The sequence below is a fragment of the Flavobacterium sp. RSB2_4_14 genome, from assembly GCF_051547085.1.
Taxonomy (GTDB): domain Bacteria; phylum Bacteroidota; class Bacteroidia; order Flavobacteriales; family Flavobacteriaceae; genus Flavobacterium.
Genome location: NZ_JBPTTL010000001.1, coordinates 883,288 through 904,580 on the forward strand (window position 1 = coordinate 883,288; position 21,293 = coordinate 904,580).

General features: G+C 34.4%; 15 protein-coding genes. 4 read left to right on the forward strand and 11 right to left on the reverse strand.

All coding sequences use genetic code 11. The features are described 5' to 3' along the window. Positions 1 to 88: 88 nt before the first annotated feature. The 3 genes from ACSVH2_RS04030 to ACSVH2_RS04040 form a co-directional block, all read right to left on the reverse strand. Positions 89 to 907 carry a mechanosensitive ion channel family protein gene (locus ACSVH2_RS04030; protein ID WP_438091869.1) on the reverse strand — a complete coding sequence of 273 codons (819 nt, stop codon included), beginning with the start codon at positions 905 to 907 and terminating at the stop codon, positions 89 to 91. 74 nt (positions 908 to 981) lie between these two features. Continuing rightward, positions 982 to 3,006, reverse strand: coding sequence for a thioredoxin domain-containing protein (locus ACSVH2_RS04035; protein ID WP_438091870.1), 2,025 nt, complete (start codon positions 3,004 to 3,006; stop codon positions 982 to 984). A 103-nt stretch (positions 3,007 to 3,109) separates the two neighbouring features. Continuing rightward, positions 3,110 to 4,006: a NifU family protein gene (locus ACSVH2_RS04040; protein WP_438091871.1), complete on the reverse strand. Its 897-nt coding sequence runs from the start codon at positions 4,004 to 4,006 to the stop codon at positions 3,110 to 3,112. A gap of 127 nt (positions 4,007 to 4,133) precedes the next feature. Here ACSVH2_RS04040 and ACSVH2_RS04045 point away from each other — a divergent pair, with 127 nt between their 5' ends. Genes ACSVH2_RS04045 through ACSVH2_RS04055 form a run of 3 tightly spaced genes read left to right on the forward strand, consistent with a single transcriptional unit; the run spans position 4,134 to position 12,047 of the window. Further along, a complete protein-coding gene (locus ACSVH2_RS04045; protein WP_438091872.1) occupies positions 4,134 to 10,487 on the forward strand; it encodes a choice-of-anchor L domain-containing protein in 6,354 nt (2,117 codons plus the stop codon). 6 nt (positions 10,488 to 10,493) lie between these two features. Continuing rightward, on the forward strand, positions 10,494 to 11,492 hold the full coding sequence (locus ACSVH2_RS04050; RefSeq protein ID WP_438091873.1) for a PorP/SprF family type IX secretion system membrane protein: 999 nt from the start codon (positions 10,494 to 10,496) through the stop codon (positions 11,490 to 11,492). A gap of 39 nt (positions 11,493 to 11,531) precedes the next feature. Then, positions 11,532 to 12,047, forward strand: coding sequence for a gamma carbonic anhydrase family protein (locus tag ACSVH2_RS04055; protein ID WP_438091874.1), 516 nt, complete (start codon positions 11,532 to 11,534; stop codon positions 12,045 to 12,047). 1 nt (position 12,048) lies between these two features. Here ACSVH2_RS04055 and murI read toward each other — a convergent pair whose 3' ends face one another. The 8 genes from murI to ACSVH2_RS04095 form a co-directional block, all read right to left on the reverse strand. After that, positions 12,049 to 12,828, reverse strand: coding sequence for a glutamate racemase (gene murI / locus ACSVH2_RS04060; RefSeq protein ID WP_438091875.1), 780 nt, complete (start codon positions 12,826 to 12,828; stop codon positions 12,049 to 12,051). A gap of 63 nt (positions 12,829 to 12,891) precedes the next feature. Further along, positions 12,892 to 13,392, reverse strand: a complete 501-nt coding sequence (locus tag ACSVH2_RS04065) for an OmpH family outer membrane protein (protein WP_438091876.1) — start codon at positions 13,390 to 13,392, stop codon at positions 12,892 to 12,894. 28 nt (positions 13,393 to 13,420) lie between these two features. Beyond that, positions 13,421 to 14,485, reverse strand: a complete 1,065-nt coding sequence (locus ACSVH2_RS04070) for an OmpH family outer membrane protein (protein ID WP_438091877.1) — start codon at positions 14,483 to 14,485, stop codon at positions 13,421 to 13,423. Between the two features lie 34 nt (positions 14,486 to 14,519). Then, positions 14,520 to 17,291 carry an outer membrane protein assembly factor BamA gene (bamA, locus tag ACSVH2_RS04075; protein ID WP_438091878.1) on the reverse strand — a complete coding sequence of 924 codons (2,772 nt, stop codon included), beginning with the start codon at positions 17,289 to 17,291 and terminating at the stop codon, positions 14,520 to 14,522. Next, a complete protein-coding gene (locus tag ACSVH2_RS04080) occupies positions 17,215 to 17,955 on the reverse strand; it encodes an isoprenyl transferase (RefSeq protein ID WP_438091879.1) in 741 nt (246 codons plus the stop codon). Before ACSVH2_RS04080 ends, bamA begins: the two co-directional genes overlap by 77 nt. Before the next feature lie 3 nt (positions 17,956 to 17,958). After that, positions 17,959 to 18,645 (reverse strand): DUF6089 family protein, encoded by a 687-nt coding sequence (locus ACSVH2_RS04085; protein ID WP_438091880.1) that lies wholly within the window; start codon positions 18,643 to 18,645, stop codon positions 17,959 to 17,961. A gap of 165 nt (positions 18,646 to 18,810) precedes the next feature. Beyond that, complete coding sequence (locus ACSVH2_RS04090) at positions 18,811 to 19,692, reverse strand: NAD kinase (RefSeq protein ID WP_438091881.1); 882 nt, start codon at positions 19,690 to 19,692, stop codon at positions 18,811 to 18,813. Between the two features lie 3 nt (positions 19,693 to 19,695). Continuing rightward, positions 19,696 to 20,355 carry a CBS domain-containing protein gene (locus ACSVH2_RS04095; RefSeq protein WP_438091882.1) on the reverse strand — a complete coding sequence of 220 codons (660 nt, stop codon included), beginning with the start codon at positions 20,353 to 20,355 and terminating at the stop codon, positions 19,696 to 19,698. A gap of 148 nt (positions 20,356 to 20,503) precedes the next feature. Here ACSVH2_RS04095 and ACSVH2_RS04100 point away from each other — a divergent pair, with 148 nt between their 5' ends. Continuing rightward, positions 20,504 to 21,217 (forward strand): pyridoxine 5'-phosphate synthase, encoded by a 714-nt coding sequence (locus ACSVH2_RS04100; protein WP_438091883.1) that lies wholly within the window; start codon positions 20,504 to 20,506, stop codon positions 21,215 to 21,217. Positions 21,218 to 21,293 lie beyond the last annotated feature (76 nt).

Sequence of the window (21,293 nt, forward strand, 5' to 3'; positions counted from 1 at the left end):
AATTATTCGCAAATATACGAACAGTTTAATAATTTCAGTTTATTTAATTTTTGGTCTTAGATTAAAATTCAAGTTAAAGAGGAAAAATTTATTCTCTTGAAGATTCTCTAACAAAAGGTTGGATGACAATTCCGGCTTGGTCAAAAGATTCTTTGCAATTTTCTAAAACATCAGATGACATATCGCCAAAATCAAGATTTTTGGACCAAGGACGAATGGCCAATTGAATAGCTGAGTCGGTCAAGTTTTTAACCACTACTGTTGGTGCAGGATTTTTCAATACTTGTGGATGATTGAGCATTACTTGCATCACAATATCTTTTGCCATTTTAATATTAGTATCATAGGAAAGTGAAAAAACCAAATCGGCTCTGCGAATTCCTTCCAACGAATAATTAATAATCACACCATTGGACAAAACTCCATTGGGTACGAAAATAGTTTGATTATTTCCCGTGATTAGCTTAGTGACAAAAATTTGAATTTCGCTAACTGTTCCAATTACGCCTTGAGCTTCAATAGTATCGCCTACGCGAAAGGGTTTGAATAAAATAATCAACATGCCACCAGCAAAATTGGACAACGAACCTTGCAGGGATAAACCAACTGCTAATCCTGCAGCACCAAGAATAGCTACAAAAGAGGAAGTTTCAATGCCTAGTTTTGAAATAAAAGTAACAAACAATAATACTCTTAAAACCCAAAGTAAAATATCAGCCAAGAACTTTGATAATGTAGGGTCAAGTTCTCTTTTGAGCATTACTTTTTTTACCAAACGATTGATAATTCGAATAGCATATAAACCCAAAAACAAGATTACAAAAGCTGATAGCAACTTTGGGGAATAATCAATAAGTAGATTAAAAAAAGCTTCAAGATAGGCGTTGAAAGATTTGATGTAAAGCATTGTTTCTATTTTGTTATTCAAATGAAAAAAATCCGTACGTATCGGGATTATTGATGAAGCAAAAATACAGATTTCTATAACAGATTAGTTATTTGTTTGCTAATGGCTATAAAATCATTGGATGGAATATCACAAGTTTTGTTTTGGCACAAATAAAACAATGTTTCTTTTTCCGAAAATCGATTTTCTAGAAATGGAAGTTTAGTTTCTTTTGTTGCTCCAGCGATTATAATATTGGGCAAATAATTTTGATTGATTTTTTCTAAATAGTCAAGTGCATTTGTACCACAAATAGCTAATTCTTTGTTTTGTTCCGAAAAATTTAAAAGAACATTCAACCAATTGGAATAAGCCGATGGATAATCGATAGTCGGCACGATATTTTGAACCATTTGTTGGCAAATTGTTTCGTAATAACTATTGTTGAAGTAAATACTTAAACGAAATAAATTATCGGACATAACGGAGTTTGCTGCTGGAATTACATTGTCTTCCACTTCAAAATGAGGTGTGATTAATTCGGAATCTTTTTTGGAAGTAAACGAAAAGAATTGAGCGTTATCATCATAGAAAAAATCAAAACAATAATCGGTTAATTGTTTGGCATTTTGCAACCAATTTTCATCTAGAGTGGCTTCATACAAAGTAATAAAGGCATCGATGACATGAGTATAATCTTCTAAATATCCATTAATAGTTGCTTTTCCATTTTTATACGTTCGGAATAAATTTCCTTCAGCATTCCAAAGATTTTTAACTATGAATTGTGCGTTTTGCAATCCAATTTCTAAATAGTTTCTATTGCCAAGTGCTTTGAAAGCTTCCACAAATCCTTTGAGCATAATAGCATTCCACGATGTTAAACACTTGTCGTCAAGTCTAGGTTTACTGCGTTTTTCTCTTTCGGTGTAAAGTAATTTTTCCCAAGATTTTTTCTTTTGTTCTAATGTTTCTAGAGCAATATTTTGTTGTTTGGCAATGGTTTCTAAAGATTGGTTTTGGATTAAAACATAATTGTTATGTTCCCAAAAACCAAAGTCATTGATATTAAAAACGATGGAAAACAATTCGAAATCTTCTTTAAGCAGCGTTTCCAATTCTTTTTTTGTCCAAACATAAAATGCGCCTTCTTCCAGATGATTTTCGGGGTTTAAACTATCAGCATCAAGAGCAGAATAAAAACTTCCTTCGCTGGTTAGCCATTCTTTTTCAACGAAATTCAATGTTTTTTCAATGACTTCTTTGTAAAGTTTATTTTTCGATAATTTATAGGCATTAACATACAGTGAAACCAATTGTCCATTGTCGTAAAGCATTTTTTCAAAATGAGGCACATGCCATTTCATATCGACAGAATAGCGTGAAAATCCACCATTGATGGTGTCAAATAGTCCACCATAAGCCATTTTTGTTAAGGTCAAATCAACAAATTCTAGTAGTTTTTTATTGTTGGTTTGATAGCCATAGCGCAAAAGGAATTCATAATTAGTGGGCATCATAAATTTTGGAGCACGAGCCATACCGCCAAATTCCCAGTCAAAACTTTTTTGCCATTTTGCGAGTAACGTTTCCAAGATTTCGAAATCGAAATGATTTTCAGCATTATTTATAGGAACGATGCTTAACGATTGTAACCCTTCATGCAGTTTTTCGGCATAATCCAAGATAGTTTCTGGATTTTGAGTGTATAATTCCTGAAGTTTTTCGAGTGAATTGATCCAATCGTTTTTTCGGAAATATGTTCCTCCCCAAATAGGTCTTCCGTCGGGCAATGCCACTACATTCATTGGCCAACCACCGTGACCAGTCATTACTTGAACAGCTTTCATATAAACAGAATCAATATCGGGACGTTCTTCGCGGTCAATTTTGATGTTTATAAAATGGGCATTCATTACTGCAGCGACTTCATCGTTTTCAAAACTTTCGTGTTCCATGACATGACACCAATGGCAAGCCGAATAACCAATACTGATGAGGATAAGCTTGTTGGCTGATTTGGCTTTTGCCAAAGAATTTTCATTCCAAGCCTTCCAGTGAACTGGATTGTTGGCGTGTTGTAAAAGATAAGGACTAGTTTCGAGATGTAGTTCGTTCATAGCATGTGGTTTAGCCCAGATAACAGTGGAAATAGCTCCAAAATTAATTTAAAAAAGCGCCAAATTTTGACGCTTAAAGTTACTTTTTTATTTTGAATTGAGGTTATCCGTTTAAAGCTTCTACCACAATATCTTTGTCATTTAACATGTCTTTTAGCATGTTTTCAATGCCATTTTTCAGAGTAAAAGTTGAGGAAGGGCAACCATTACAAGAACCTTGAAGCACTACTTTTACTCTTTTTTCGGTTTCATCATATGAGTCGAAAAGGATGTTTCCACCATCAGCAGCAACTGCGGGTTTTACATATTCTTCGAGGATGTTGATGATTTGTTGTGATGTAGTATCGAGTGTATCGAAGTTTTTTATTTGCTGTTTTTCTTGTTTTTCATCGTTTACAATCATGCTTTCTTCCAAAACTGTTCCGCCATTTTCAATAAACTGCTTGATAAATGTGCGTAATTCTAAAGTGATTTCATCCCAAGAAATGCTATCGTATTTGGTTACTGAAATATAGTTTTCGGTGATGAAAATTTCTTTGACAAAGTGAAATTTGAATAATTCTTGTGCTAAAGGAGAAGGTTTTGCTTCATCTATATTTTTGAATTCAATTGCGGTTTTTGTCAATGCCTTGTTAACTACAAATTTTAATGAAGCAGGATTTGGTGTGGTTTCTCCATACACGGTTATGGGTTGTTTTTTGGTTGCGTTTTCTGTTGGCAAAACAATTACGCCACCATTATTTACAAAGCTTTCAATTTGTTCGGCAACAGCATCTTGAACATCAGACCATTCTACAATGCTAAATCTTTCGATGGCAATGAAATTTCCTGAAATGTAAACGCTTTTCACAAAGGGAAGATAAAAGAGCTGTTGGGCTAATGGAGAATTTTTAGCTTCATCAATGTTTTTGTACTCAAAGTTTTGATTTTGAGTAATAAAATCTGGAAATTCAAATTTTAATATTGTTGGATTTTGTGTTTCTTTTATAGTGATTTTCATTAGAGTAGTATATTTATTTGCAAATTTAACAAAGATATTTTTTGTGAATACTTATATTTGAACAATTAAACAATTTATTAACATTTGTGTGGTTTTAAAAATAAAATCACTTTCCCAATTTTTATAAATGAAACGAATTATTCTAGTTCTTACTATTGTTTTAAATGTGTTAAATTCTTTTTCACAAGTAATTACGGTCGACAATACTACATACACAGTCCCGCAGTTAGTTCAAAATGTTTTATTTGCTTCTGGTAGTACAAGTTCTTCCTGTGTTGGAGCAATTAGTAATATTACTTGGAGTACTGGGACAGATTATAATTCTGTAGACGGAATTGGTTATTTTCAAAATACAAATCCAAATTTTCCATTAACTTCTGGTGTGATATTGTCAACGGGAAATGCATTAAGTGCACCTGGACCGAATAATTCTACCTTAAGTGAAGGACTTTATACTTTTCCTGGCACTACTAATACGTGGTTTGGAGATTTAGATTTGTATAATTATATGCTTGGTCTAAACATAGTTGATACTAATGATGATTATTACAATGCAACTATTTTAGAGTTTGATTTTACACCATTAACGAATCAAATGAGTTTTGATTTTCTTTTTGCATCAGAAGAGTATGGTACTTTTCAATGTACTTATTCAGATGCATTTGCTTTTTTCTTGAATGATGTTACTGCGGGAACACCGGCAATAAATTTGGCAGTTGTACCTAATACTGCTATTCCAATTTCAGTAACAACTATTAGAGATAATGCAAATGCTTCCTGTGGAGCTGCTAATATTACCTATTTTGGATCTAATAATCAAGGTACAAATGCAGCTGCATCTGCCACAAATTTCAATGGTCAAACTGCCTTATTGACCGCAAATTCTCCAGTAATTCCAAATCATCTTTATCATATCAAGCTTGTTATTTCTGATTTGAATGATGGTTCATATGATTCTGCTGTTTTTCTTGGTGGAGGTAGTTTTAATATCGGATCTGCTGAAATTGCTGGAACAGGTGAGTTCAATGGAATTAGTGATTTTGCTGGTACAAATGCAATTTGTGGAAACAAAACCGTTTTAGCTCAAGCAGGATCTGTTCCAGTAGTGGGTGCTACTTACTCTTGGACTTTTAATGGCAATCCTATAGTTGGAGCCAATGCCTACAATTATTCTATTACACAACAAGGTAATTATTGTGTGACGATAACTTTTCCTGGAGGTTGTCAGCAAACAGATTGTATGGTTGTTGATTATATAAGTTCAGTCACTATTGGCACTCCAAGCGATATAACTGAATGTGCATCACCGTTCAATCTAACCGATAATTCTTCAGTTATTTTAAATGGAACCTCCAATCCAATCTCTTTTTACCACTCTTTGGCTGATGCCCAACAATTAAATGCACCTATTTCAAATCCTACTAATTACAATGGAGTTGATGGTGAGACTATATTTGTGGCAGTTGAAAATAATAATAATGATTGTATAGTTACTACTCAGTTTGCTTTACAAATTGACCCAACGTCGTGTATTACTAATCCTGTTCCAACAACGCCACCTAATCTTTCACTTTGTGAAAACTCTTTTAATTCTGGCACCGCAACATTTAATCTTTCATCACAAACTTCGATTATTTACGGAACGTATAGTCCATTAGATTACACCATTTCATATTATAGTAGTCAAGCCCAAGCAAACAGTGGTTTAGGTGCTATTAGCGCTATAAATTCTTTTAATGGAACTAATGGTCAAATGATTTATGTACGATTACAAGAGAATGCTCTTCCAACAAATTTTGGAACAACTAGTTTTCAGTTAATTGTTAATCCAATACCATCGGTAACTATTTCATCTTTAGGGTCTGTATGCCCTAATAATTCTACAACTATTGTATTTAATGGTACACCAAATGCACAAGTTACTTATAATATAGATTCTAATCCTAATCAAATAATTAATTTAGATGCAAGTGGAAATGGGACACTGACTACAGCACCATTAACTGTAACCACTACCTATAATCTAGTGAGTGTGTTGAATTCTTCAACCACCTGTTCTCAACCCCAATCAGGTTCAGCAGTAGTAACAGTAAACACTTCCCCAACGATATTCACGCCATCTAATTATGTGGTATGTGATGACAGTAACAACAACGATGGATTTTATTGTGGTTTTGATTTAACCTCAAAAATTAATGAGATAACAGGAGGTAATCCAAACATAGTAGTTGAGTTTTATGAAACAGATACTAGTACTTTTCCATTACCATTAAATGTAGATTATTGTAACATCTTCCCAGGCACACAAATCCTTTATATAAGAGCCTACACACTTGGTTCACCAGCATGTTATTCCACTGCCACTTTGAATTTAATAGTCAACCCATTACCACTAGCCAATCCAGTTATTACTAATTATGAATTGTGTGATTATACCACGCCAGGAGATAATACAGAGCAATTTACTTTAAATACAAAAACCGCAGAAATAGCCAATGGGCAAAGCAATGTAACCGTAAGCTATTATGCAAGCCAAGGCGATGCTACAAGTCAAACCAATGCGTTACCCAATTTATATTCCAACACCAGTAACCCACAACAAATCTGGATCAACATCCGCAACAATACAACTGGATGTAATACGGTAAGTTCCTTTAATTTAGTAGTCAACCCACTACCATCAGTTACTGTACCAGACCCGATATTCCAGTGTAGTAATGGTGCTAGTACCCAAGCGTTATTCGATTTAACCCTAAATGAAGCAGTAGTCACAGGAGGAGTAACGGGATTAACCGTTACCTACTACAACACTTTGCTTGATGCACAAAACGAAACTAGTCCAATACCAACCCCACTGTCCTATACCGGCACAGACAATGATACCATATACCTACGCGTAGAGAATAATGCTACAGGCTGTTATGTTACCACAACCCAATTATTGCGCGTTACCCAAGGACCAATAGCCATAACACCACAACCTTTACGTTATTGCGACCCCAACAATGATGGATTTGGGGTATTTAATTTAGAAGATGCCACCACAGAAATAGCAGGCGGAGTTTGGCCACTAGTAGGTGTTTCCATCGGCTATTATGAAACCCAGACCGATGCTTTATTAGGTACAACTCCATCGTTAACTAGTCCTTATTCCAATATCAATCCAGGAACACAAACCCTATACGTAAGAGTATTTTATACCCTAACCGGATGTGCTAATTATGTCCAACTCCAATTAATCGTCGATCCAACCCCAGAAGCCACCACGCCATCACCATACGCACTATGTGATTATACAGGCGCTACAGGATTTGAGAGTTTTGACTTAACCACTACCATCCCACAAATATTAGGTAGTATTAACCCAGCACTAACCACAGTAACCTTCCATACCACCCAAGCAGATGCAAACGCAGATACCAATGCCATTAGCAATGTAACGAGTTACATCAACCAAACCATTTGGAACCAAACCCTGTATGTGAGAGTAGAAACCATCGCTACAGGATGTTACGATACTGTGGAATTAAACTTAATCGTTAACCCAATTCCAAACTCCCTACAGCCGAACTACCCACAATACTCCTTATGTGATTACACAGGAGCCATAGGCTTTGAGACCTTTGATTTAGCTAGTAAAATAGCCGATATCCTATTAGGACAAACTGGAATGAGTGTTACCTTCTATCCAAGTCTGACCGATTCACAAAATGGTACCAATGCCATTACCAATTTACAATACCAAAACCAAATCATCTATGTGCAAACCTTAGGTGTACAAATCACCAATACCAATACCGGTTGTTCAGTAATCTCTACGATGGACATCAGAGTAGAACCACTGCCAACGCCAATCCCACCAACACAACCCTACACACTATGTGATGAGGATCAAGACGGTTTCACCAGCTTTGATTTAACCACACTAATCCCTGATTTATTACAAGGCGCTGTATACACTATTACCTTCCATGAAACCCTATCCGATGCACAATTGGGCAGCAGTCCTATTGACACCACACAACTTTATGACAACATCAATCCGTTTGTACAAATCCTCTACGTAAGAGCTGTTGACCCAAACACCGGATGTTGGAGTGTCATTACCATAGAACTCAATGTCAATCCAAGCCCAATCGCCCCAGTAGCATTAAACAACATCGTGTTGTGTGATGATGACAACAACCCACAAAATGCCATTACTGGAGTGGATTTAACCCAACGTACCCCAGATGTGTTAGCCCAACAACCCGCTACAGGCAGTTACATCGTTACCTACTACAACAGTCAACTCGCAGCGCAAGACGGTACAGCACCGATTATACCTGCTACGAACTACATAGGAGCCAATGGAGAGACCATATGGGTTAGAGTAGAAGACAACACCACGGGATGTTACAACCTAGGAAGCTTCCAGTTAGTCATCAATACCCCATTGTTACTCACCACACCAACTCCATTGAGTGTTTGTGATGACGATGCCAATCCTAATAATCAATTCCACAGTTTTGATTTAACCGTAAAGACAGCCGAAATCACCCAAAACTTAGCAGGCTACACCGTAGCCTATTATCCAAGTTTGGCAGATGCCCAAAACAACACCAATGTGATTACCACCCCAACGGCGTATACCAATATCTTCCCAGCAGTACAAACCTTAGGCGTAGTAGTCACCACACCAGCACCAGCCAACTGTCAAAGCATTACTACCTTAGACATTAGAGTATTGCCAGTACCCACACCACGCACCAATCCGCAACCCCTAGCACCAAAATGTGACGACAACAACCCAGGGGATTTGCTAGAGGTATTTAATCTAACCTTAAATGCGGCCTATATTGCCAATGGAGATCCAAATGTTACCCTACATTATTTCCCAACGCTAGCCGATGCCCAAAACAATGTAGTAGCCAATGAAATCCTGAACCCGACATCCGCATTAGTAGGTGGTACCGTATGGATACGTGTAGAGAACAATAGAGTAGACTACCAAGGCAATCGTTGTGCAGTGATAGTAGAACAACCGCTAACCGTAAATCCATTACCAACGGTACTCCAACCACTAGCACCGTATAGAGTATGTGATAATGATGCCGATGGTATTGCCATTTTCGATATGACCAATCCACAATTGGCGACCGCTATTTTAGGCACTACCCAAAGTCCATCCAACTTTACTATCACCTATTATGCTACCGCACAAGGTGCCAACCCAGTAACCAATACCGGACAAACCCCACTGCCAGCAAACTATCAAAATACCACTGCTAATACACAAAACATCTACATCAGAGTAGTGAACAATGCTACAGGATGTGTGAATGCCACAGGTATATTGACATTAGCCGTAGAAGCATATGCACAAGCTACAGGACCACAAACCTTTGCCAGTTGTGACGATTACCTTGACCCGTATGACGGCGTGTACCAATTAGATTTAACCCAATACAACACCGCTATTCTTAACGGACAAAACCCAGCCATCTTCCTCATTAGCTACTATCATACTCAAGCTGATGCTATAGCAGGCACAAATGCCATACCATTAGCCCAAGCTCAAGCCTATATCACCACACCAGACACTGATCAGATATGGGTAAAAGTAGAAAACAGTAGCAATACCATCACACCGCTGTGTTATGCCTTAACAACCATAGACATCACCATAGAGCGTTACCCGAACCCGATTATCACTACACCAAACGGCGTAGATACCATCTGTGTGGACTATGCTAGCAATGTAGTAGTGCGACCACTCACTTTGAACAGTGGCATCGCCAATGCAACCGCTTATACCTTTGAGTGGTTTGAAGACAACTCCACCACACCAATTACAGGCGCTACAGGACCAACATATACCGTAGATACTGCCTCACCAACGGGTGCTACCCGAACCTATACCGTAAGAGCCACTAGTGTTAGTCCACTAGGATGTGCTACTACATCGGCAGCATTCTCAGTGATACAATCAGGACAAGCCGCTATACAAGCAGGTACAGTAGGATATACCGTAACCAATGCGTTTACCACTAGCCAAATCATAAAGGTAACCATAGAAGGCTATGGCACGTATGAATACAGTTTAGACGATGGCCCAAGACAAACGAGCAATATCTTTGAAAACGTATCGTTAGGCAGTCATGTCATCCATGTTTGGGATACCGAAGGAGGCATTTACAGCTGTGAAGAACTGGTTATCCAAGACGTTCAAATCATCGATTATCCCCATTACTTCACCCCGAATGGAGATGGAATACATGATACTTGGAATATTATTGGATTAGGTGGACAACCTAACACAAAAATTTATATATTTGACCGCTACGGAAAACTAATCAAACAAATCAGTTCCACAGGGCAAGGATGGGATGGTACATACAACGGCCAACTGCTATCTTCCACGGATTACTGGTTTAGTGTAGATTATGTAGAACAAAACGTAGCCAAACAATTTAAAGCCCATTTCTCATTAAAAAGATAGTTAAGGATGAATTTTAAAAGAATTTATTTATTAGGATTGCTATTAATAGCGCAACTTTCAATTTCTCAAGAAGGATTACCAGTTTATTCTGATTATTTATCAGACAATTATTACCTACTACATCCTTCTATGGCAGGTGCAGCAAATTGCGCTAAACTAAGAATTACAGGAAGACAACAATGGTTTGGACAAACTGATGCGCCAGCATTGCAAACAATAAGTTTCAATGGAGCATTAGGAGAAAGATCTGGAGGAGGTGTTATAGTTTTTAATGATAAGAATGGTTATCATTCACAAACAGGAATGAAATTTACTTATGCGCATCATTTAATGTTTTCTCGAGATAGAGTAGATTTAAATCAACTTTCATTTGGTATGAGCGCAGGTTTTGTTCAAAGTAATTTAGACGAAAGCACTTTTTACACTAATGACCCATCGTATGATCCAATTGTTTTTGGTTCGATTCAGAGAGCCACTTATTTTAATATGGATATTGGAGCATCTTATAATTTTTTAGATTTTTATGTTCATGCAACTGTTAAAAACGCATTAGCTAGTGACAGAAAATTATATTCCGATAGAGAACCAGTAAATTTGAGAAGATTTATTTTAAATACGGGTTATACTTTTGGGGATGCAGAAAAAATATTATTAGAACCTTCGTTTATGTTTCAATTGGTAACACAAACACAAGAAAAGTCAATTGATTTAAATTTGAAAGCTTATAAAGAATTAGATTTTGGAACATTATGGGGAGGATTATCATATAGAAGAAGTCTTGATGGTGCTCAGTATGTCGATGGTACAGCTATTGCAGATCAAAAATTACAATATTTAACTCCAATAGTAGGAGTTAATTTTAAAAATTATATGATAGCTTACACTTATTCACAATTGTTAGGTAATGTAAATTTTGATACAGGTGGATTTCATCAAATTACTTTGGGGATTAATCTATTTTGCAAACCAGAAAAATACCACTGTAATTGTCCTGCAATTAATTAATTTAAATATATGTCCCGAATTTTCGGGACAATTTTTTTTATGATTATAAAATCAGTAAACGGGAAATGTCCTCAAATACCTGAAGATTGTTATGTGGCAGAAAACGCAACAATTGTCGGAGATGTTGTTTTAGGGAAATCATGTAGCGTTTGGTTTAATGCTGTTATACGAGGTGATGTTCATTATATTAAAATAGGGGATAAAGTAAATATTCAAGATGGTGCAATACTACATTGTACCTATCAAAAACATCCAACAGAAATTGGGAATAATGTTTCTATTGGTCACAATGCAATTGTTCATGGGTGTAAAGTACATGATAATGTTTTAATAGGAATGGGAGCTATTGTGATGGATAATTGTGTTATTGAAAGTAACTCAATTATTGCTGCTGGAGCTGTTGTTACTCAAAATACAGTAGTTGAGTCAGGTTCAATTTATGCGGGAATACCTGCTAAGAAAGTAAAGGATATTGACCAATCAGATTTTGCAGGAGAAATTGAGCGTATATCTAATAATTATGTAATGTATTCTAGCTGGTTTAAAGAAGAGTAATTTAAAAATCTTTATAAATAACCGGATATTTATTATTCAATATACTGGTTAAGACTTTTGGATTTGAATTAGTGTAAAAAACTTGAGTACTTTTTTCAAGCTGGTTATTAAAGCCTATTTTTTCTTTTAAAATATTTTTTGTTTGTCTTGCCACAGCTTCTCCCGAGTCTATTATTTTAATATTTTCTGGAAGTATCTTTTTTATTTGTGGTATTAAATAGGGATAGTGACTGCAACCTAAAACCAAATAATCGATATTAGCTTCAATCATGGGTTGTAAGTAGGAATTAAGAAGATTTGTCATTTCAACCGAATTGATTTCTCCATTTTCGATTAGTTGCACTAATCCGTGGCCTATTTGTTCTACAATTTTTGTGTTTTGAAAACGTTCTGCTGTTTGATGAAAAAGTTCGCTATTTAGTGTTCCTTGTGTGGCAAGAATGCCAATAGTTTGTGTTTTTGAATGAGTGGCTGCAGGTTTTATAGCTGGTTCTATTCCAATGAATGGAACGGAATAGGTTGCTCTTAATTCTTTTATGGCATTTGTTGTAGCGGTATTGCAGGCCACAACAATTATCTTACAATTTTGTTGCAAAAGAAATTCGGTGTTTTTAAAACTCAACGCAACAATTTCTTCCTTAGACTTTTGACCATAAGGTGCATTTTTACTATCTGCCAAATAAATGGTATTTTCATCAGGAAGTAATTCATGAATTTCCTTCCAAATAGAAGTACCTCCAATACCTGAGTCGAAAAGGCCTATAGGATTGTTGTTGATCATAGAAACAAAAGTAAAAAAAAACTGCTCAAGTAATTGAGCAGTTTGGATTAAAGTAGTTGAATATTAAAATCCTAAATCTTTTTTAACATCAGCTGTTAAATCCGGACCATCAGCTAAAAGTAAATCGGCAACGTTTAAAACGTATTGGTATCCTTTTGCTTTTCCAACTTTAGAAATTGAAGCTTTAATTTTATCCATTAACGGTTTTACTAAATCAGCTTCTTTCTTTTGTAATTCTTTTTGTGCGTTATCTCTATAATCAGTAATACGTTTTACTAAGTCTTGAACTTCTGTTTGACGTGTTTGATTTACAGCATCTCCTACTGTTGAGGCTTCTTGGTCGTATTTTTTTATCTTATTTTGATATTCTTCCGCCATTGTTTTGTATTCCGCATCATAAGTTGCACTCAATTTTTCTAGTTGTTTTTGAGCATCCAACATCGCTGGCATTTTAGAAATTAGTTCATTTACATCTACATGTGCAGTTTTAGCTTGTGCATTGATGGTATAACTTGTTCCTAAAAACAATACGGTAGCTATTAGTAATGATTTCAATCTTTTCATTTTTAAAGGTATTAATTAATTATTTGTTTTATTCTGATTTTGGTTCTTCCGTTTTTGGTTCTTTCGCTTTATCTTCTTTTGCTTTTTTGGCGGCTTCTCTATCTTCTAATATTTTTCTTTTTCTATCTTCTAATATTTTCTTCTTATCTTCAATTAGTTTAGCTCGCGCTGCGGCTTTATCCTCTTTTGTTTTCTGTGCATCGCTAATTTCCGAAGTTTTATTGTCGCTACTTGGTTCTTTTGGTGGTGATACAATTCCTCCTTCGGTAGATTTGTTTTCCTCTTTAGAAGGTGTTTTATTGTCTTCTAGTTTTTTGTCAGCAGGAATCGTGCCAGTTTTTTTTGCTTCTCTAGCCTCAGCAGCTGCTTTTCTTTTATCTTCTATTTCTTTTTTTTTAGCTTCCATTGCTAGTTTTCTGTCTTCCAGCATTTTGTCTCGAGCCGCTTTTTTGTCTTCAAGTGCTTTTTTTCTAGCTGCAAGCGCTGGATTTTCATCTTCAACGTCCTCTAGATATTCTTTCTTTTCTTGCTCTTTTAGTTCCTTTTTAGATTTTTGCTCTCTTTTTTCTGCTCTAGTAATGGATCTAATTACTTGATCACTTACATCATGTCTTTTTGCAGCAAATAACATCGTTAAATCAGAAGATTTGTCGAATATAAAATCATATTTTTTAGCTTCTGCTATATCTTGAACGGCAGTAAATACTTGGTCTTGTATTGGTTTTACTAGAACGGCTTTCTGTGTCATTAAATCACCATTTGGGCCAAATCTCTTTTGTTGGAAATCTAAAAGTTCAGTTTCTTGAAACTTAATTTCTTCTTCACGTTCGTCTATTAATTCCTTTGTTAATAGTGCTCTTTCTGTTTTTAAGGCATCTTTTAGTTTCGCAATTTCCACTTTTTTGGCTTCAATATCTTGTTTCCACTTTTGTGCTTTTTGCTCCAATTGATTTTTTGCTTCAGTATAGTCAGGTACATTTTCTAAAATATATTCCATATCAATATAGCCAATCTTAACTCCTCTAGCCGTTTGCCCATTTGATTTAAATATAAATAATAAAAGTAATATTGATATTGCAAAATATTTTTTCATACTATTATGTTTTTGAAATATTTATCAAATATAATTAAAATTGTTGACCAATTATAAAATGTGTCTCCCATCCATTTGGTTGACTAAATCCTGGAATAGGGTCAAAACCATTTGCAAAGTCAATTCCTAACAATCCAAATGCTGGCATAAATATTCTAACTCCAAATCCAGCGGAACGTTGTAAAACAAATGGATTGTAATTTCTAAAATTATCATATGATCCTCCAGCTTCTAAAAATGTAAGGGCATAAATAGACGCAGAAGCTTTAAGTGTTATAGGATATCTTAATTCCAAAGAGAATTTATTATAAATAGGATCACCATCGGTTGAAGATAAGGACTGATTAGGATAACCTCTCAACTGAATTACTTCACGACCATCAAGAGAGAAATTTGCTAAACCATCACCACCAAGAAAGAATCTTTCAAAAGGAACAACTCCTCTGTCTGGATCAGCTAAACTTGTACCTCTTGAAGGACTGTAAGCGCCAAGAAATCCAAATTCACCCAATGTTCTCAACACTAATTTTCCAACTACTTTGGTATACCAGTCGGCTTTAAATTTAATTTTATAGTACTCAAGCCATTTAAATTTTTCTTGGTCAACTTTTCCTCTATCAGTTGATGCATCTTCATACACATAAACCTTTTCATAAATCTTAGAGTTTTCTACAACTTCTTTAAGATAATCACCAGTTGCAGGTAATTCTCCTAAGGCATTTGCTGTAATAGTATAACCAGCATTTTCTTTGTATTTAAGTTTATACGGCTCTTGATTTTTAAGATCTGCATAATCAACTCCATTGAACATGGAGTAAGGTAGTGTGAATTTAGCAGAAACACTAAATTCTGAACCCGATGTTGGGAAAATTGGATTTACACCTTTATTATTTCTACTTAATCCAACTGTAAATGCTAAGTTTCTTGATGAACCATCACCAAATGTAAATAATCCTGTGTTATAGTTATTCAAATTATAATATTGAAAACTAACTGAATTCGAAAAAACAAAGAAATCATCTGGAACAGTTAATCTTTTTGCATAACCAACAGACATTGCTGTAATGTCGAAACTTTTATCTTTGTCAACGCTTCCAGTATTTCCAGTGTATAAAAATTGTTTGCTATATGATAATGATGTTGAAAACTGAATTGGTTTTTTTCCGCCAAACCATGGTTCTGAAAACGACAAACTATAGGTTCTAAAGAATTGACTGGCTTGTAAACGTAAAGAAACTTTTTGACCATCACCCATTGGTAAAGGCTTGTAGGCTTCTTTGTTGAATAGATTCCTTGCCGAGAAATTATTGAAAGACAAACCTAAGGTTCCTATAAATCCGCCACCACCATAACCTCCTTGAAGTTCAATTTGACTTGAACCTTTTTCAACTAGATTATATTCAATATCAACCGTACCTGCAGCAGGATCAACATTCTTGAATTTTGGATCAATAGCTTCAGGGTCAAAAAAGCCTAATTGCCCAATTTCTCGAATAGTTCTAACTAAATCTTCTTTGCTATATTTTTGTCCTGGTTTTGTTCTCAATTCTCGATAAATTACTCTATCATTTGTTTTGTCATTACCAACAACAGTAATGTTATTAAAATAGGCAATTGGACCTTCTGTAATTCTAATTTCAAAATCAATGGTATCATTAGCTGTTTTTACCTCCACTGCATTGATATTCGAGAATAAGTAGCCATTATTTTGATACAAATTGGTAATATCCTCGCCGTCAGGTTTTGATTTATCTGCTATCCTTTTTTCTAGTAAAACTCCGTTGTAAGTATCTCCTTTTTTGATACCAATTATTCTGCTTAACATCTGGTCAGAATAAACAGAATTTCCAAGGAATTTAATATCTCCAAAACGATATTTGCTTCCTTCTTCAATTTTAACTTTTATCGATAAATTATTTTTGTTGTCTACTAAATAAACGGAGTCTGACACAATTCGAGCATCTCTATATCCATTTTCTTTGTATTTTTCAATAATTGAGGTTAAGTCTTCTTTGTATTTGTCTTTAATAAACTTTGATCCTTTCCAAAATCGTATTGGGTTTATTTGTTTGGTGTTTTTCATGGCACTTCTCAGATTGTCTTCTGTGAATTTTTTATTGCCTTCAAAATTAATTTTCTTGACTTTAACCTTGCTGCCTTTATCAATATTAACAAGCATTTTTACTTGATTGCCTTCAGTTGTGTCGGGAGTATTGGTTATAAAAACTTTGGTGTTATAATAACCGTCTTTTTTATATTTACTTTCAATATAATTTTTGGTGGTTGTAATTAAATTTTCATTAACTATTTTTCCTTTGGTTAAAGCGTTGTCTTTGATTAGTCCTTCAACTTTGGACTTTTTAACGCCATTAAACTTAACTTCTTTAAGTTTTGGAAGTTCAACAATATCTAGGTCAAGCCAAATACTATCTCCTTCTATTTTGTTTACATAAAAGTCAATGTCACTAAATAAACCAAGTTTCCCAAGTTTTTTTATAGCATTACTTATTTGTTCTCCTGGCACAGTTATTTCTTGTCCCTTTTCTAAACTTGAAAAGGTAACTACAGTTTGTTGATTATAACTGATTTTTCCGTTTACTTTAACATCGGCTAAAATATATTTTTTACCTTGATCAAAAGGGAGTCTATCTTGGGCTTGTAATTGAAAAATACTTCCTAGTAATAAAATACAAAGAAATATTTTTGACTCTTTTATCTGCACTGAAAATTTATTTAATTTGTTCACTTGTTTTTCCAAATCTGCGTTCTCTTTTTTGATAGCTAATAATAGCTTCGTATAAATCATCTTCTTTAAAATCGGGCCACAAAACTTCTGTAAAATATAATTCTGCATAGGCAATTTGCCATAACAAAAAGTTACTTATACGGTGTTCGCCACTCGTTCTTATCACTAAATCTACATCGGGTAAATCGTGCGTGTAAAGATGCTGATTTATAATTGATTCATCAATAGTGTCTATTGAAATTATATTATTTTTAACTTTATCACTTATAATTTTAACGGCATTTATCAATTCTTCTCTTGAACCGTAGCTTAAGGCTAAAGTTAAGGTCATTCGGTTATTATTTTTTGTGCTTTCAATAACACTCAGGAGTTCGTTTTTTGCTTTTTTTGGTAATAAGTCTATATTTCCAATACAATTTAAACGAATGTTGTTCTTTTGTAAAGTGTCAAATTCTTTTTTTAAGGAAGAAATTAAAAGATTCATTAAAGTGTCTACTTCTAATTTTGGTCTGTTCCAATTTTCAGTAGAAAAGGCATAAAGGGTAAGATTTTCAATGCCTATTTTTGCACAAGTTTCAACAGTAACTCTAACAGACTTAGTTCCGTTTTCATGGCCAAATGCTCTCAAAAGACCTTTTTGTTTTGCCCAACGACCATTGCCATCCATTATTATAGCAAGGTGTTTTGGTAAATTGTCTTTATGTATCGTGTCTATTAAACTCATTTTTTAATCTGCGCAATAGCATGGTTTTTCTGTAAAAGTATACGTTAGCGTAAACCCAGTAAAAACATACCAATCATTGCTGTTTATATTGCCAAATTTTAAAGCCTGCAAATCTTCATTCTTTGGATTGCTTCCATCCAAATTATCGGTGAAAGTATATCTTGCTCCAACTTCAAATCCTAAAATAAAATGTTCAAAAATATTACTTTTAACACCAACAATCATTGGTATAGCTAATGTGCTTGATGTGTAATCTTTTTTTGTTTCACCATTAATGACATATAATTCATCATAGGCAAAATAACTAATTCCTGAAAAGACATAGGGCGTTATCTTTCTTTGCAATATTTCATGTAAATTGAAATCAAAAAAATTGAATTCCAATCCTGCCGAAAGCTCTTTTATATTATTCTTAAATTCATACCCTCTAATATTTCTTGCAGGTTCATCAGAGTCTAAATCGTTTCCAGAAATAGTAGACTGCGTATAAGAAAATCTATACGAATGTCTAGGACTTTTATTCCATTTATATATGATGCCTAGTGCAACTTCATTTGGCGAAATATAATTGGTTTTACCAACATCTCCAATAAAATTACTTCCACCCAAGAATACACCTAACTCATTGATTTGTGCATTCATTATATTCTGGAAAATCAAACAAATAAATAATACTAAAATCTTTTTCATCAAATTGAAAATAGCGTGCAAATATAATAATTCTCAGTACTTATATAGCATGAAATTGGGATTTCTGTTAAATAAAATAAAGTGCAGATAATTTAGTACTTGACACGGTTTATATTCTAAAAACGGATTTTTTAGAATTGTAGTATAAATGGGAGCAAATTTTTTCTAATTTCTCTTGTCTTCTCCCCAAAGCAGTTTATTTCGGAGTGTTTTTAAGAAAGTTTCATCCGGAATTTCAACCATTCTAATCTGGAATGGTGTTTTTTTAATTTTCAACTCAGAATTATTGTTTACCGAAGTTATTCTAGAGTCCAAAGAAACTAAGTATTGTTCTTCTCTTCCAGAAATTTTTAGTTTTATTTCTAAATCATCCGGAATAACAAGTGGTCTTGCATTAAGATTGTGCGGTGCAATAGGTGTGATAACCAATCCTTTTACTTCTGGAGTTAAAATTGGACCTCCACAACTCAATGAATAACCAGTAGAACCTGTTGGTGTTGAGATAATTAACCCGTCAGCCCAATAAGAATTTAAATATTCACCGTTCAAATAGGTTTCTATTGTGATCATCGATGTGGTGTCTTTTCTGCTAACAGAAATTTCATTCATCGCAAAATTGATATCTATATCAGACTCGTTTGGATAACAATCTACTGTCAAAAGTGTTCTTTCAGAAATAGTGTATTTTTTTTCTAAAACGATCTGGAGAAATAATGCTATATTTTCTTTTTGAACTTTTGCCAAAAAGCCAAGTCTTCCGGCATTCACGCCTAATATTGGAATTCCAGAATCTCTTACGAATGTTGCCGCTCTGAGAATGGTTCCATCGCCACCAATGCTTATCAAAATATCAATACTTTTGTCTAAATCAGTATGCGAAGCAAATGTATTGTATTGTTTTTCAACGATTTTCTCCTCGTATAGTATTTTTAAAAACTTTTCTTCAATAACTAATTCTACATTGTTTCTATTAAAAAAAACAAAAATATCCTTAATAATTGGTCGGGTGTCATTTTGATAATATTGACCGAAGATGGCAACTTTCATAAACTACATGTTTAAATATTTATCCAAATATTCTGAACGCTCTTTCAAGTTATTCAAATAGTCGTCTTCATGATGTTCAGAAACAATGTCATAATTATACCGACGGAAAGATTGGATAATTTCGTTCATAGCACCAAGTGTCATTTTTATAGTCACTTGCACTTTATCATTTGTGGCTTCAGAAACAAAAACACCAAGTAATTTCCCATTGTTGCTTTCTACAATTTGAGTTATTTGGCTCATGGAATAATCTAAAATAGGTTTTTCAACCACAATAATTCCACCTGTTTCTTTCAAAAATGGAGTCTCGTTTAAAAATTTTATGACATCAGTAATTTCATAATAACCAATATAGTTATTATTTTCATTAAGAATAGGAACCACATTGGCATTGTTTCGAGCAAATACTTCTAACACATCCAGCCAAATCATAGAATCTCTAACAAAAAATCCTTCTAACGCATAACGGTAATCGGCTAATTTTTTTTGAATTTCAAAAGTTTCAGCATCAACAGCAGAAATACATCCCATATAAATTCCATTGTCTAAAACTGGAAAATGGGAGAAAGTACAATCAGCAAAAAAATCTTGAATTTCTGCCACTGTTTCATTGCTCGAAAATGGTTTAAAATCATTATTGATATATTCTGAAAGTTGTCTCATATATGCTGTATCTTTTAGCGACTGCAAAATAATCAAATTTTGGGACATGCAGACTTAGTTTTACTTTGTATTTTTGTAATCACCCGAGGGCAAAGCCCGAACAGTATGAAATAAAATTTTTAAAAAGGAAATTACACATTATATCGACATGACAAAATTAAGTGTTAATATCAATAAAATAGCCACATTACGAAATGCACGTGGTGGAAATGTACCTGATTTGTTGCAAGTTGCCAAAGACATTCAAAAATTTGGCGCACAAGGAATTACCATTCATCCAAGACCCGATGAAAGACACATTCGTTATCAAGACGCTCGCGATTTAAGACCTATTGTGTATACTGAATTCAATATCGAAGGCAATCCACAACACAATTTTATTGATTTGGTTTTAGAATGCAAACCTGAGCAAGTGACATTGGTTCCCGATGCGATTGGAGCTATCACGTCTTCTGCCGGTTGGGATACTATTAAAAATCAAGTTTATTTGTCAGAAGTAATTCAAGAATTCCAACGCAACGGAATAAGAACTTCGATTTTTGTTGACCCGATTTTGGATATGATTGAAGGAGCCAAAAAAACAGGAACAGATAGAATTGAATTGTATACCGAGGAATTTGCCCATCAATATAGTTTAGGAAATAAAAAAGGAATTGAACCTTATAGTAAAGCTGCTGTTTTGGCTAATGAATTAGGATTAGGAATTAATGCCGGACACGATTTGAGTTTGGATAACATTAAGTTTTTCAAAGACAATATTCCTAATCTGTTAGAAGTCTCCATTGGCCATGCTCTGATTTGCGAGTCTTTGTACCTTGGGTTGGATAATGTGGTAAACATGTATTTGCAAAAACTTAAATGATTTATGATTTAAGATTAACGAATGAAGATTAACGATTTTTAAATCCATTCTGCAATCAAAAATCAGCAACCAACAA